Below are 13,436 nucleotides of genomic sequence, written 5' to 3' on the forward strand. Positions count from 1 at the left end.
TCGCCTCCGCCCCGCTGAACCCTATCTATCGGGTCACGAGCTATTGCGATTTCAGCTTAGGGGGATGACCGTCTGAAGTGTGGGCAATGTCGCGAGAAACGCCGTGAAGATATCGTTCCGCAATTTCTCGAATGAGGCCCTCGGACACGTTGAGTGCCGCCGCCACCTCGTGCAACTCCGCCAGGTGGGTCGGGGCCATTTCCTCGATCCGTTGGCGGCCACGGGAGGTGAGGTGAAGGCGTACGATCCGTTGATCTTGGGGATCTGGCGCGCGGCGTACGAGTCCCATCGCCTCCACCCTGGCCACGAGTTCGACCGCGCTGTGATGTCGGACCAGAAGATAGTCGGCGATTTCGCGAATACTCGGCGGTGTGGTTTCAGGACACGCCCGAAGGATCAGCAGAAGTTGATGTTGCTGGGAGGTGAGGCCGACCCGGGCGGCACTTTGTGCACCACGCAGCAGGAAGCGCCGCAGCGCGTAACGATAAAGGAAGAGGCTGCGGAACTGCTCGTCGGTGAGGCGTTCCATGCAGGTGAGATCCGGTGGGTTGGGCGGCCCGTGAAAACCGCATGTCGCACTGCCACATCGTAGGCTGGCCGATCGCATTGTCGGGGCGTTCGGTGCGAATGTCGCCGCCGGATAATGACCACGCTGAGCATGCCTTGCGCTCGGTGGGACCCCTTGTCGGCTCGCCGCGGTGTCGAATGGCAGTCGCCTGGGTCGCCGCGCTCGACGCATGTCCGACCCGCGCACAGTATTGGCAGCCGCACGTGTTGCGCAGAGTGACGGGTCGGCGGAGTCCAACGCGGATCGGACTACAGGCAGAAAACAGCGGAGTTCGAGAGCATCGCCCGGACTGGGTGGCACAGCACCGCGCTTGGCGCGACGTCGACTGTCGACTGCATGGCTGGCCGCGCGAAACGCTCGACCAAGGAGCCGAACATGACTGCGCTACTGGACAGCAATCTGCGACGGGCATACGACGATCTCGCTGATGTCCGCCGGGCTCTGGCCTTCCTGCATATCGCAGACAGCGGGCGCGGTGACCCGATCGGGACGATCCTGGCTTGGATTGACTGGGACGAGTCGAAACCCTGGGACAGCGCCAACCACGTCGGTCGAGGGCCGAGCAGTGGGACGGGCGAGATGCAGACGGCGATCGACGAGCTCACCAAGCAGCGCAACGCCCTCGCGGCAGCGTGGAAGGGCGCAGCCGCCGAGGTGTTCCTGGACTATTCCGCCAGTGTCCTGGAGAACTGCCGCCGCGTCCTGGACGAGCTCCAGGCCATGGTGAAGGTCATGGCGTCCGGAGAGGGAACAACCCATCAGGCGATGAAAGATCTCACCAGGAACGCTTGGAAGGCTGCAGGCGACATCGCCGACGACCCGAAGGTGAAGAGGTCGGTGGAGCGCATCTTCGACAGTAACGATCAGCAGGAGCGTAGCGATGCGCGGCTGGAGCTGCTGGGAGTGATCGAGCGCCTGAAAAGGGGGGTGACCGCCGAGGTCGATCGGATCGACGAGAACGTGCTGGTGCTGGTCAAACCCTTCGCGTACGAGCTGTCTTTGAAGAACCCCCTGACCGGTGCCGGCGGCCCGCCATCAAAGACCGAGATCGACCTGAACATCGCACGCCCCGCGGGACAGGCGATGCTCCCCGCGATCGCCGGGATCAAGCGGGCGGCGAGGTGTATGGAGGAGGCGTGGCATGCGGTCGACCAGTACTCCTTCGGAACGTCGGCCAACGCCCAACAGGTCCTCCACACATGGCGGCAGGCGCTCGCCCACCGTCGGACCGACATCGCCAACTGTTATGGCCAGGCCAAGGGAATGTACGGCGGCATGAGTGCCGTCATGCACAGGTACGCCTACATCGAGAACAACAATCAGGAACGCATCGACAACATCCTCACCGGCGACATGCAACGTCAGAGGCTCGACGACTACTGGCATAAGAACGCCTCCGGCAAGGGTCCCGACGGCACGGGTCCGATCTACGACGAAGTTGCCGGGACGGAGGCAGAGCTCGATGCCCTCGACGAGGGATGGAACGGTAAGGGGGACGTGCCATCGGACTCGGGGCCTGGTGAGATCAAGAATCCAGAGCCGCCCACCCCGGCGGAGATCGCCGACGAGATCGGCCAGAGAGGGGTCAGGGGCGGGCTGAGATAGGCGGAGCCGGCAGCGGACCGGAGGACGCATCCGGTAGCCGGACGGCAGGCGGAAATCAGTCGGGCGGAGCGGGCGGCGTCTTCCGCAGGCGAAGGTCGTGCAGGCTGGCGCGCAGTTCGGCGAGTGCGGGTACCCGCAATGCCACCACGACGACCGTGTAGGACGCCAGGCAGACGGTGCCGGTCGCGCCCAACGCGAGGAGCGCGTGCACGGCGTCCCGGACGTCCACAGCCCGGAGGACGAGCCAGCCGGCGGCAGCGGACACCACCGAAGCGGTGAGGACCGCGACAACCGTCCGCCCGAGCGGCTTCAGGGCGACCGCCCGGTGCCGACGTGCGGTCAACACGCTGAGCATGACCGCCGCCACGAGGACCGAGAGTGACGTCGACGCCGCCAGGCCGCTCACGCCGTACCGCACGCCCAGAGTGAGGTCTCCGGCGACGTTGACCGCCATCGCGGCGAGCGCGGTGAGGACGGGCGTACGGCTGTCACCCACGGCGAGGCAGGTACGCGCGACGACCTCGCGGACGGCCAGACCCGCGAGCGCGACCGCGTAGAGCGACACCGCGAGCGTGGTGAGCTCCACAGCGCGGGCATCGAAGTTCCCGCGCGCCAGCAGCAGGACGACGATCGGCTTGGCCGCAATCGCGAGCACGATGACGACCGGGGTGATGAGGACAAGGGTGACGCCGAGGACCCGCTCGGTGGTTCGACGCAGATGAGCGCGGCGCGACGGGTCACCGAGCGTCGAGAACGCAGGGAACAGCGTCGTCGTGAACGCCGTCACCAGCACGACTTCGGCGAGCGTCACGATTCGCCAGCCGTAGCTCAGTGAGGCGATGGTTCCGGCACCCTGCGCCGATCCGACGGCCCGGTCGACCATGGTGTTGACGTTGAGGATCGCGCTGCCGACGAGGAGCGGCGGAACGAGGGCGAGCACCTCCCGGAAGCCGGGGTCGCGAAGCCGTAGCGACGGGCGGAGCTTCAGCCGGATCGCGGTGACCGCGGGCAGCTGGAACAGGAACCTCGCGACCGATCCGACCACGAACCCGACCGCGAGCGCCCCGACGCCGAACTGCCCACCGAGGAAGACCGCGCAGGCGATCATGATGATGTTGAACGGAATGCCCTGGATGCCGGACCAGAAGAACGTGCCGTGTGCCTGCGCGGCGGCGGCGAGCAGATTCGTACCCGCGATGAACACGGTGGCCAGCAGCACGATCCGGGTCAGCCGGACCGCCTCGTCGGCCGTCGCGGCGTCGAAGCCGGGTGCGAGCACGCTGAGGACGGGTTTCGTCGCGACGAACATCAGGACCGACCCGGCGACGAGCACCAACACGGTTACCGTCAACGAGACCCGCACCGTGCGGTGGCCGGCCGCCACGTTGCCGACGTCCACGGCGCGCGCGACCGGCGGGATGAGGCCGCGGGCCATCGCACCGGTGATCAGACCCAGAACGACGCTCATCAGGCCCTGCGCGACGAGGAACGCATCGACCGACGACGACGCGCCGAACACCGCCGCCATCACCGCGTCGCGGCCGAACCCGAGAACCTGGCTCACTGCCGTGAGCCCGGCAAGCAGCACCGAGGAGCGGACGACGGTCCGCCGGGTCGCGCTCACGCCGGGCCGTCAGGTGCGTACGTCGCGGTTGTCGTAGCGATGGTGTGGCGCCATGGCGCCACCACGCGGGCCCTCGTGGCGTGCCGGCGAGGGCCACGCGCTGCCGGTCCGGTTCGCAAGCACTGTCTCCTGCTCTGGTCGGCTGGTCGTCGTCTCGGCCTTACCGCCGGCGGCAGGGCTCCCGCCAGCGCCGACGCCAGCGCCGACGGCCGCACCTACGCCCACGCCGACGGGACCGCCGCGGTCACCCGCGGTCCGGCTGTGGACGAGTGGGAGTACGACGGAGAAGGTGGCACCCGCACCTGGGGTGGACTCGAGTGTGACCCTTCCCCCGTGTGCCTGGGCGATGGACCGCACGATGGCGAGGCCGAGGCCGGAGCCGCGCAGGGGAGTGGCGGCCGTGCCGCGCTCGAACCGGCGGAAGATCCGTTGCGCATCACGCGGACGTACGCCGGGGCCGGTGTCGCGGACCCACAGGCGTACGTCCCCGGCCGCGCGGTCGATCCGGCAACCGATCGCCACCGCGTCGGACTCGCCGGTGTGCTGGACCGCATTGTCGAGCAGTTGGAGGAGCGCCTGGGTGAGGCGGTGCGGATCGGCAACGACATAGCCGCGCTCGTGGATCTCGATCCGCCAGTCGCGGTTGCCGAGCGTCTGTGCCTTGGCGGCTACGTCGTCGACGAGCGCGCCGACCTCGACGAGTGAGAGCCGGAGGAAGCCCGGGCGGTCGGAGGTGGTGAGAGTGGCGAGGTCGTCGACGAGCCGGACCATCCGGTCGACCTCGTCCAGGAGGAGCGTCCGGGTCTCAGCCACCTCGTCGCGGCTGGTGGCGTCCAGCAGCTCCAGGTGCCCGCGCATGATGGTGAGGGGCGTACGAAGCTCGTGGCCGGCGTCGGCGAGGACCTCGCGGTACCGGTTCGTCGCCAGCGGGGCGAGGATGCGACCGGCGACCGGCCAGGTCGCGAACCCGACCAGGATCAGTCCAGCCGGCACCAGGAGGAGATACCCCGTCGCGGTGAGGCCGACCCCCACCGCCGCAGCGAAGACCGCCAGTCCGACGATCTTGAGCTGTGCGGAGCGGGTGGGCCGTCGCGCGAGCACTGCCGGGCCGCCGGCCCTGTGCACACCTGCCGTCGACGTCACCACGTCGCCCCCGAGTTTCTTCGCCCGATCTAGGAGCGATTATCAACGCTATCGAAAGATTTGTTGTACGAATCCAACGATTTTAATCCTTCGTACGAAGGCCGGTGTTTTGTGACACCTCACGGGGAACACGCTAATTGAGTGGCAGGCTGCATCGGGTCTGATCTCGACGTGTCCTGGGTGGGCCGCTCTTTCGTCGGCAGGTTTCGCGTGAGTGGGGAGCCTCCGTTTCTGGGCGACAAAAACGATCGAGCACGAGGGGGCGGGTATGAGCAACATCCTCATCGCGGAGGACGAGGCCGGGATCTCCGGATTCATCGAGAAAGGGTTGCGGGCCAACGGATTCTCGCCGACGACGGTGACCGATGGTGCGACCGCCCTCGACCATGCGGCGACGGGCGATTTCGATCTTCTCGTCCTCGATATCGGCCTGCCGGACGCTGACGGGTTCGAGGTCCTGCGGCGCCTTCGTGAGGCTCGCAACTCCATCCCGGTCGTGATCCTCACCGCGCGGGACTCGGTTGACGACACGGTGGCGGGTCTGGACGGCGGCGCCGACGACTACATGAGCAAGCCGTTCAGGTTCGAAGAACTGCTCGCGCGGATCCGGCTCCGGCTCCGGGCGGCCAACAGCCCGACGACGACCATCGTGCGCAACGGGGACCTCGCCCTCGACCTGCGGACGCGCCGGGCGTACGTGTCGGGGCGCCCGGTCGAGCTCACGACCCGGGAGTTCCTGCTCGCCGAACTCCTGCTCCGCCACCCCGACCAGGTGCTCACACGGGAGCAGCTGCTCTCCCATGTGTGGGGGTACGACTTCGACCCGGGCTCCAACGTGGTGGACGTCTACGTGCGTTACCTGCGCCGCAAGATCGGCGCCGAACGCATCGAGACGGTCCGCGGTGTGGGGTATCGACTCGTGCACGCCAGCCGTCGAATGACGAAAGTCTAATCTCGGGGAGCCCTCTGCACGGACCAGCCAGAATGACACCGGCAACGGGCACGGCGGCGAGTCTCGGGGGGTTTCGAACGTGGGTGCAGAATCGGCTCGATGGACGATGGTGACGGTCGACAACCGATGTTTCGGCCGGCTCACGGTCCGGACTCGTTGGCTCGGCCCGGACGATGATCTCGCCGCGGTCCTGCTCGAGTACTGCTCAGAACGCCGTCCGGGCGACACGATCGTGGTCAGCGAGAAGGTGGCGGCGCTGCTGACGGGCCAGTCCATTCCGGTCGAGAGTGTCCGGGTGGGCTGGGAGGCGAAATTGCTGTCTCGTTTCATTCGTACGCACCATGACACCCTGGGGTTGTCGGTCCCGGTGAAGATGGCGTGGGTCGTGCAGCACGTCGGTCGCGTGCGGATCTTCGCCGCCGCGGCGGCGGCCGCCGTGACCAGGCCCTTCGGCATCCGTGGGACGTTCTACCGCCTCGCAGGAGACCCTGCCCGCCAGATCGACGGCGGGAGCCCACCGCATGCGGACCTGCTCTTTCCGCCGCTCGACGGCGAGGACGCGGGCGCGATCTGCGACGAGATGGAAGCCAAACTGGGCGTCGGCGTCGCGATCGCCGACATCAATGATTTCGGTGGCTCCATTCGCGGTGTGTCAAAAGCCGCGCTTCCGAAGGGAATCCTGGCCGACGTTCTCGCGGACAATCCCATGCGCCAGAAGGCGACCGGTACACCTTTTGCCATCGTGCGGCCAGCGTGAATGGCGTCTCTCGGCTTTCGCTGGTTCATCCAGAAAGGGTGGGCTGACCCTTCGGCGTGCCGGGCAGTGGCTCTGTGAAGCAACCCCGAGCGCGATCGTAAAGGGATGTACACATGGCGCACCGCAAGCTCAAGCTCCTCAAGCGTGATGGCTTCGTGATCCTGGATCCTTACGAAGGGCGTATCTCACCCGAGGAGTGGGAGTCGCTCAATTACCTGGACTGGAAGTCCGGCGGTGACACGAATTTCGCCGTCCTGGCCTCGGCGGACGGCACAGACGACCCGCGCGGATTCTGGGAGTACGGAAAGCCCGACAAGGACGGCGTGTGGACCGAGAACATCCAGAAGGCGCCCACCCTGAAGCGTTGGGTGGAGAGTTCCGGGGTCCGGTACGGACGGGTCCGCATCATCAAGCTCAACCCGTCGTCCAACCTCGAGGAGGTGCAGACCCGGTTCCTGCACCAGGACGACAACAACCGACTCAACCCCGACGGTGAGGGATGGGTGGTCCGGGCGTGGATGAATCTCACCGACGACCCTGACAGCTACATGGTGCTGCGTGAGGACAAGGACGACCCTTCGACGGAGCGGCACATCCCGCTCCCGCGGAACGCGCAGTTCCTGGTCGACACCGAGCGGCTCTGGCACGCGGTCTACCACCCGGGTCCGGAGCCGAGGTACGCGATGATCACCAGCTTCGAGTCCGGCCCGGAACTGGAGAAGTGGGTGCGCGCGCGGATGCCGAAGTAGGACCTGGAGTCCTAGCGTCCGTTCCGACCGCGGCGGTCGTTGCTGGTGCCTGCCCGAAGGGTGGCACCGCTGCGGCCGCCGCGCCGTTCGGAGCCAGCCCCCGATCCCGAGCCGGATCGAGCGTCGAGCTGTGCCCGCACCTCGGTGTGGATGAGGCGGCTCGTGTCGTACGTGCCGTCGACGACCTGCGCGGCCAGGGTGGCGAGCCGCAGCTGGTGGCGTCGAGCGTGTCCGCGGAGGAGCGCGAACGCCTGGTCGACTCCGAGCTGGATACGTTCGGCGAGGATGCCTTTGGCCTGCTCGATGACGAGCCGGCTGTTGAGGGCCTGCTGCAACTGCCCGGCGAGGGTGTCGGCGTCCTGGCGACGCCGTTCGCGCAGGACGCTGATCGTGGCGAGGTGCACGAGGGTGAGCGCGACCTCCGCCTCGGCGTCGGTGCAGTGACCGGCGTCGGTCCGGTAGATCTCGATGGCGCCGATGACGTGGTGGCGATGGGTCAGCGGCCACGTGTGGACCGAGCGGAATCCGGCGGCCAGGGCGATGGCGGAGTACGCCGGCCAGGTGGCTCGGGCGGTTTCCAGGTCGGCGCACATGACTGACCGGCCGCTCTCGTAGGACTCGGGGCCCGGACCGTCGCCGGGTGTGACCGGCGGAGGAAGGCCCGCCAGCGCCTCCGCCTGCGACGAGGAAGCGACGACCTGCAGGGTGGCGTGGTTGTCGGCGAGCATCACCCGGGCGGCGTCGGCCACGAGGAGATCGACGCTCAGTTGTGCCAACCGGCGCAGGAACGCCGCGATGTCGAACTGTTCGTCCAGGGTGTCGGCCAACTCGATGACGGCCTTGTTCACCTGCTGTTCACACATCCGACCATCCCCCGGTTCCGGTGCCGTGGGCACCCCCACCCTCGGCACGGCGAGTGCAGATTACCTCATCGTTACATCGTGTGGAACGAGTGCGAAACCGGGTTGTCACGGGTTCGACCGGCAGGTCGCCGTGGCCGGATCTGAGCGGGAATGTGGGAACGATGCCAGCACGTCGCCATCGCCGGACCTGACCACGCAATGTGGTAACGATGCCGGCCGGAACTGGGCGTGGGCACGATGTGGCCTGAACTGGGCACGGCGCACTGTTGACTTGGACGGGAGCCGGCAATGTACTTGGCGCACCGACGTGGCGCCTCGGCCTACCCAGTGTGGTAGCGCTCCCGCCCGTCATCAGGGACATCGCGAAGTGGAGGGTCGGCGGGATGGGAACGTCGGAGAAGAAGTACGAGGACGTCGAGGACGTCCTTCGATACCAGGTCCTGAACCGACGCAACGCGCTCAAGGCGGGTTTCGGCGCCGGCGCCGCGCTGGTTCTCGGCGGCGGCGCGCTGGCGGCGTGCTCGGGCGACGGTGGCAGCTACTCGGGTGAGGGGCGGGAGGCGCCGGAGGGTGCCGAGGCTCCCGTGGTGGGCCGGGCCAACATCCCGACCCCGCGTGAGAAGACCCTGGTCATCGGCCAGGTCGACTACCAGGTCTTCAACAGCTTCAACATCCGCATCCCCAACGGCAGCCAGGCCGGCAACGGCTTCGCCACCATGGTCCGGGAGTACCTCTTCTATCTCAACCTCCCGACCGGTGAGCTGATCCCGTGGCTTGCGACCGACTACGAGTACAACGCCGACTTCACCTCGCTCACGTTCACCTTCGACCCCAACGCGCGGTGGAACGACGGTGAGCCGTTCACCTCCGGGGACTTCAAGTTCACGGTCGAGTTGATGCGGGACAACCCCGATCTGCTGGGTGGCGGCGGCGACCTCGAGGACTTCGTCGAGAACGTCGCGACGCCCGACGAGCACACGGCCGTCCTTGAGCTGAAGAAGTCCAACCCGCGGCTGCACTACATGTTCATCTGCACGATCGCCGAGGGCTTCGACGTTCTTCCGCGCCACATCTGGGCCGACCAGGATCCGACGAAGTTCAAGGACAATCCTCCGGTACGCACCGGTCCCTACATGCTCGACCGGGCGATCGCGAACCAGAAGATGTTCGTGTGGAAGAAGAACCCCGACTACTGGAACAAGGAGAAGCTCGACCCAGCTCCGGAGTTCGTCATCTACCAGTCGGTCGCCGAGTCGCAGGACGCCGCGAGCCAGGCGTTCAAGCGCGCGGAGTTCGACGTGGGTTCGCTCGACGAGGAACACGCGAAGGTGTTGCGGTCGCAGAACTACCCCAACCTCGTGACAACCCCGTTCCACGACCCGTGCCCACGGGCGTTGTGGCTGAACTCCGACCCCTCGCGCGGCATCATGAGCGATCCCAGGATGCACTGGGTGATCTCGTACGTCCTCGACCGCGACAAGGTGGGCAACACGGTCTGGCCGGTGAAGACGCCACCGGCGCAGTATCCCTGGGCCGACTACGACGGCAACGACAAGTGGGAGATCCCGGAGGTCGCCGACAGATACAAGCTCGAGTACAACCCCGATCGCGCGGCGGAACTGCTCGACGAGATGGGTGCGACCAAGGGCTCCGACGGCAAACGGATGTGGAAGGGCGAGCCGGCGAGCGTCGAGGTCATCACGTCCTCACCTGTCGACGGTGCGGAGTTCATCATCGGCCAGCTGGTCTCGCAGGAGCTGAAGAAGCTCGGACTCAACGCATCTGTCCGCAGTTACAGCGGGTCTGTCCACAGCGAGAAGTACGAACGCGGCCAGTTCGACATCTCCTCGTCCTGGGTCTGCAACATGTCATGGGACCCGGGTCAGCTCTACACCTTCCTGGAGAGCCGCTATGCCAAGAAGGTCGGCGTCAACGCCGTCGGGCGCAACCAGGTGCGGTTCCGCAACGCCGAGATGGACAGGATCGCCACCAGGCTCGCGAACATGGATCCGGAGAGTGCCGAGGCGAAGCCGCTGCTCGAGCAGGCGATGGAGATCTACTACAAGACCCTTCCGGTGATCCCGGTCATCCAGACCGCCTATCCGGCGTACTACAACACGACGTTCTGGGAGGGGTGGCCCACTCAGGATGACCTGTACAACGTCCCGAACAACTGGTGGGGCCAGTTCATGTTCGTCATCGGTCGGCTGAAGCCGACAGGTAAGAAGTGACGGCGGTCGCGGAGACCGAGCGGGCGGAGTCGGTCGTCGAGGCGGGCCGGGTGCGGCTCTGGCTCGCCCGGCATCCGCTGGCCAACTACGCGATTCGCCGCTTTGGTCTTTACCTCGTCGAGCTCTGGGGCGCGGTGACGGTCGCGTTCTTCTTCTTCCGGATGATTCCGGGGGATCCGATCCAGACGTTCATCCAGACCCTGCAGCAGAACTACGTCTACAACGAGGCCGCGAGTGCGGAGGTCATCGCCCGTTACCGGTCGGAGTTCGGCCTCGACGGAAACGTCTTCTCGCAGTACCTGCACTACATGTACCAGGTGCTGATCGGGCACGATCTCGGTCCGTCGCTGCTCAACTATCCGACGCCGGCGCAGGACGTCATCATGCGGGCGATGCCGTGGACGATGGGTCTGCTCGGCATCTCGGCCGTGCTGGCGTGGGTGATCGGACTGTTGGCGGGCGCCCTCGCGGGGTGGCGGCGTGGCAAGGTGGGTGCGGACCTGATCACCAACCTGTCGATCGCGCTGTCCCACGTGCCGTACTACTTCCTGGCGCTGATCCTCACATTCGTCTTCGCGTACCAGCTGAACTGGTTGCCGGCCAGATCGGCCTATGACGCGCGCATCGACCCAGGGGTGAGCCTGGAGTTCATCGCGAGCCTGGTGCGCTACGGATTCCTTCCGGCATTGTCGATCGTGGTGATCGGAGTGTTCGCATGGTTGTTGTCGACCAGGATGTTGATGGTTCCTGTGCTCGGCGAGGACTATCTGACCTACGCCCAGGCCAAGGGTCTGCGCCCGCGGCGGATACTCACGAAGTACGCGCTGCGCAACTGCTATCTGCCGCAGGTGACCGCGTTCGGCATCTCACTCGGCTTCATCTTCAACGGCAATGTGCTGGTCGAGCAGCTGTTCAACTATCCGGGCCTGGGCGCGACGCTGGTGAATGCCATCAACATCCTCGACTTCAACACCATCCTGGGCGTCACCAACCTGGCGATCTTCTCGGTCCTCACCGCCAACCTCATTCTCGATCTGCTGCTCCCGCTGCTCGATCCGCGGGTGAAGTACTGGCGTTAGGGAGTCTGGGATGAGCGTGACGACGATGGCGGTGGCGTGGCGACGACCCCTGGGTGCGTTCGGTCGTGCCCTACGGGGGAGCTGGAAACTCAGCGTCGGCCTGGCGCTGTTGATCGGGCTGATCCTGCTCGCGCTGCTCAGCCCCGTGATCTCGGCGCTGGTGGGCGGGGGCGAGGATCCGGTCGCCATCGCGGCGTACGAGAAGTGGCTCGTGCCGTCACCGGACCACTGGCTCGGCACCGACCAGTTCGGGCGGGATCTCTTCGCGATGACGGTCGGGGCCCTGAAGGTCTCCCTCGAGGTCGGCGCCATCGCCGGTGTCATCTCGACGGTGGTCGGCGTGATCATGGCGTTCATCGCCGGATACAAGGGTGGCGTCATCGACGGCACGCTGTCGACGATCACCGACATGGTGCTGGTCGTCCCGAGCTTTCCGCTCCTGATCGCGTTGTCGGCCTACACCAAGAACGTCGGCATCGTCGAGGTGGGTCTGATGCTGGCGGCCTTCAGCTGGCCGTTCGCGGCGCGCACGATCCGGTCGCAGGTGTTGAGCCTGCGCGCCCGGCCCTATGTCGAGCTGGCGAAGGTGACGAAGTTCCGCGACATCGAGGTCATCGTCTACGAGCTTCTCCCGAACATGCTGCCCTACATCGGTGTGGGGTTCGCGTCGTCGGCGCTCGGCGCGATCTTCGCACTGGTCGGTCTCGAGGTGATCGGGCTCGGGCCCGGCGAGACCATCGACCTCGGGAAGATCATCTTTTCGGCGATCGGCACCGGCGCGATGACTCTGGGGGCGTGGCCGATGTTCGTGGCGCCGATCTTCCTTCTCACACTGCTCTTCGCGGCACTCAATCTCATCAATATCGGGTTGGAAGAGGTCTACAACCCGCGGTTGAGAGGAGTGGCCGGTGCCTGAGCCGACGCAGAACAAGGTCGCCTCGGCCGGCACGGTATCGGCGGCAGCGGCCAAGGCGGCTGCAGCCGAGCCGGTGCTGGAGGTCAAGGGACTCGAGGTCCACTACCGGACGACGCACGGCGACGTGGCCGCCGTCGACGGCGTCGATCTCACGGTGCGGCGTGGCGAGATCCTCGGTATCGCGGGGGAGTCCGGCAGCGGCAAGAGCACCTTGGCGGTGGCCCTGCTCCGGCTGCTGCGTCCGCCCGGATACGTCGTCGGTGGCGAGATCGCCTTCCACCCTGCTGGTTCGCCGTCCGTCGACCTGTTGTCCGTCGACGAACGCCGGCTTCGGGCGCTGCGCTGGCGTACCCTGTCGTACCTCCCGCAGGGGTCGATGAACTCGATGAACCCGGTCATGCGGGTGGCCGACCAGTTCCGCGACGTCATCGTCGAGCACGGCGTCGACCGGCACAGTGACGTCAACGCGATGATCCCCCGGCTGCTGCGTCAAGTCGGCCTTGACAGCAACGTGGCGCGGATGTACCCGCACGAGCTGTCCGGCGGCATGAAGCAACGCGTCCTGATGGCGATGTCCATCGCCCTCGAGCCAGACCTGGTGGTGGCCGACGAGCCGACCACGGCTCTCGATGTCACGATCCAGCGGGTCATCCTGCAGAGCCTCGGCGACCTCCGCGACGAGTTCGGCGTCACCCTCGTCGTCATCTCGCACGACATGGGCGTGCACGCCCAGCTCGTGGACCGGGTAGCGGTGATGTACGAAGGCAAGGTGGTCGAGGTGGGTGACGTCCGCCAGGTGTTCAAGAATCCGCAGCATCCCTACACCCGCAGCCTGATCGAGTCGATCCCCCGGATCGGGGAGGCGCCATGGCGCAAGGGCGCAGGGAACGAGCCGGTGGGCGAACCGCGCGACGAGAGCCGGAGTCAGGTGCCATGACCGACAGGGAAT

12 protein-coding genes are annotated in these 13,436 nt (G+C 66.5%); 8 read left to right on the forward strand and 4 right to left on the reverse strand.

The window, feature by feature from the left end; genetic code table 11:
• Positions 1-40: 40 nt before the first annotated feature.
• Positions 41-529 (reverse strand): MarR family winged helix-turn-helix transcriptional regulator, encoded by a 489-nt coding sequence (locus ABN034_RS22805; protein ID WP_349693043.1) that lies wholly within the window; start codon positions 527-529, stop codon positions 41-43.
• Between the two features lie 414 nt (positions 530-943).
• On the opposite strand from ABN034_RS22805, the gene ABN034_RS22810 reads away from it, so the two are divergent.
• A complete protein-coding gene (locus ABN034_RS22810; protein WP_349693044.1) occupies positions 944-2,173 on the forward strand; it encodes a hypothetical protein in 1,230 nt (409 codons plus the stop codon).
• 55 nt (positions 2,174-2,228) lie between these two features.
• On the opposite strand, the gene murJ is transcribed toward ABN034_RS22810, so the two are convergent.
• Together murJ and ABN034_RS22820 are read right to left on the reverse strand one after the other, a co-directional pair.
• Entirely contained in the window at positions 2,229-3,797 is a 1,569-nt protein-coding gene (gene murJ / locus ABN034_RS22815; RefSeq protein WP_349693045.1) for a murein biosynthesis integral membrane protein MurJ, read from the reverse strand.
• A gap of 9 nt (positions 3,798-3,806) precedes the next feature.
• Positions 3,807-4,940 (reverse strand): sensor histidine kinase, encoded by a 1,134-nt coding sequence (locus ABN034_RS22820; protein WP_349693046.1) that lies wholly within the window; start codon positions 4,938-4,940, stop codon positions 3,807-3,809.
• A 268-nt stretch (positions 4,941-5,208) separates the two neighbouring features.
• On the opposite strand from ABN034_RS22820, the gene ABN034_RS22825 reads away from it, so the two are divergent.
• From ABN034_RS22825 to ABN034_RS22835, 3 genes are all read left to right on the forward strand, one after another.
• Positions 5,209-5,892, forward strand: coding sequence for a response regulator transcription factor (locus ABN034_RS22825; protein WP_349693047.1), 684 nt, complete (start codon positions 5,209-5,211; stop codon positions 5,890-5,892).
• A 79-nt stretch (positions 5,893-5,971) separates the two neighbouring features.
• Entirely contained in the window at positions 5,972-6,649 is a 678-nt protein-coding gene (locus ABN034_RS22830) for a hypothetical protein (protein WP_349693048.1), read from the forward strand.
• Positions 6,650-6,762: 113 nt separating this feature from the next.
• Positions 6,763-7,398, forward strand: coding sequence for a hypothetical protein (locus tag ABN034_RS22835; protein WP_349693049.1), 636 nt, complete (start codon positions 6,763-6,765; stop codon positions 7,396-7,398).
• Positions 7,399-7,409: 11 nt separating this feature from the next.
• Here ABN034_RS22835 and ABN034_RS22840 read toward each other — a convergent pair whose 3' ends face one another.
• On the reverse strand, positions 7,410-8,261 hold the full coding sequence (locus ABN034_RS22840; RefSeq protein ID WP_349693050.1) for a GAF and ANTAR domain-containing protein: 852 nt from the start codon (positions 8,259-8,261) through the stop codon (positions 7,410-7,412).
• Positions 8,262-8,644: 383 nt separating this feature from the next.
• Between ABN034_RS22840 and ABN034_RS22845 the strand changes: the two genes are divergently transcribed.
• Genes ABN034_RS22845 through ABN034_RS22860 form a run of 4 tightly spaced genes read left to right on the forward strand, consistent with a single transcriptional unit; the run spans position 8,645 to position 13,424 of the window.
• Positions 8,645-10,492, forward strand: coding sequence for an ABC transporter substrate-binding protein (locus ABN034_RS22845; RefSeq protein ID WP_349693051.1), 1,848 nt, complete (start codon positions 8,645-8,647; stop codon positions 10,490-10,492).
• Complete coding sequence (locus ABN034_RS22850; protein ID WP_349693052.1) at positions 10,489-11,571, forward strand: ABC transporter permease; 1,083 nt, start codon at positions 10,489-10,491, stop codon at positions 11,569-11,571. The genes ABN034_RS22845 and ABN034_RS22850 overlap by 4 nt, the downstream gene beginning before the upstream one ends.
• A 10-nt stretch (positions 11,572-11,581) precedes the next feature.
• Entirely contained in the window at positions 11,582-12,487 is a 906-nt protein-coding gene (locus tag ABN034_RS22855) for an ABC transporter permease (RefSeq protein WP_349325798.1), read from the forward strand.
• Complete coding sequence (locus ABN034_RS22860; RefSeq protein ID WP_349693053.1) at positions 12,480-13,424, forward strand: ABC transporter ATP-binding protein; 945 nt, start codon at positions 12,480-12,482, stop codon at positions 13,422-13,424. Before ABN034_RS22855 ends, ABN034_RS22860 begins: the two co-directional genes overlap by 8 nt.
• The last annotated feature ends 12 nt before the right edge of the window (positions 13,425-13,436 follow it).

The sequence above is a fragment of the Actinopolymorpha sp. B11F2 genome, from assembly GCF_040195635.1.
Taxonomy (GTDB): Bacteria; Actinomycetota; Actinomycetes; order Propionibacteriales; family Actinopolymorphaceae; genus Thermasporomyces.

Excerpts from the sequence above, each read along its gene's own strand:
- ABN034_RS22825 (WP_349693047.1), top strand. The coding sequence starts at position 5,209 with ATGAGCAACATCCTCATCGCGGAGGACGAGGCCGGGATCTCCGGATTC.
- ABN034_RS22810 (WP_349693044.1), top strand. The coding sequence starts at position 944 with ATGACTGCGCTACTGGACAGCAATCTGCGACGGGCATACGACGATCTC.
- ABN034_RS22840 (WP_349693050.1), bottom strand. The coding sequence starts at position 8,261 with ATGTGTGAACAGCAGGTGAACAAGGCCGTCATCGAGTTGGCCGACACC.
- ABN034_RS22835 (WP_349693049.1), top strand. The coding sequence starts at position 6,763 with ATGGCGCACCGCAAGCTCAAGCTCCTCAAGCGTGATGGCTTCGTGATC.
- ABN034_RS22805 (WP_349693043.1), bottom strand. The coding sequence starts at position 529 with ATGGAACGCCTCACCGACGAGCAGTTCCGCAGCCTCTTCCTTTATCGT.
- ABN034_RS22845 (WP_349693051.1), top strand. The coding sequence starts at position 8,645 with ATGGGAACGTCGGAGAAGAAGTACGAGGACGTCGAGGACGTCCTTCGA.
- ABN034_RS22855 (WP_349325798.1), top strand. The coding sequence starts at position 11,582 with ATGAGCGTGACGACGATGGCGGTGGCGTGGCGACGACCCCTGGGTGCG.